This is a genomic window from Mycolicibacterium xanthum (assembly GCF_019710635.1).
Taxonomy (GTDB): domain Bacteria; phylum Actinomycetota; class Actinomycetes; order Mycobacteriales; family Mycobacteriaceae; genus Mycobacterium; species Mycobacterium xanthum.
On the sequence record NZ_JAIFZS010000142.1, the window covers coordinates 1 to 601 of the forward strand.

1 protein-coding gene is annotated in these 601 nt (G+C 68.1%); it reads left to right on the forward strand.

The features are described 5' to 3' along the window. Positions 1-601 (forward strand): AMP-binding protein (locus tag JDV09_RS26430; protein WP_221372088.1); only part of this gene is annotated, 601 nt, incomplete at both ends.

The window sequence follows — 601 nt, forward strand, 5'->3', positions numbered from 1 at the left end:
CCGCACCCCACACCCCACCACCGGGCCCGGGACCCACCCCCGACGACACCGCCTACCTCATCTACACCTCAGGAACCACCGGCACCCCCAAAGGCGTCGCCATCACCCACCACAACCTCACCCAGCTGTTCAGGGTCACCGACTTCTTCTACGCACGTCCCGACATCGACAGCACCGCCGCGCAATTCGCCGTCACGCAGTGGCATTCGCATTCGTTCGACGTCTCGCTGTGGGAGATCTGGGGCGCGCTGCTCGCCGGGGGGCGGTTGGTCGTGGTGCCGGAGGCGGTGGCCCACTCGCCCGCGGATCTCCATGCCCTGCTGAGCACCGGCCAGGTCACCGTCTTGAGCCAGACCCCTTCGGCCGTCGCGATGTTGCCCGCAGATGGCTTGGAGTCGGTGGCCCTGGTCGTGGCCGGTGAAGCGTGTTCGGTGGCGGTGGTCGATCGATGGGCACCGGGCCGGGTGATGATCAACGCCTACGGCCCCACCGAAACCACCATCTACACCACCATGACCGGGCCCCTGACACCGGCAACCACCCCGGTACCCATCGGCACACCGGTACCCGGAGCCGCCCTGTTCGTCCTCGACCACCACCT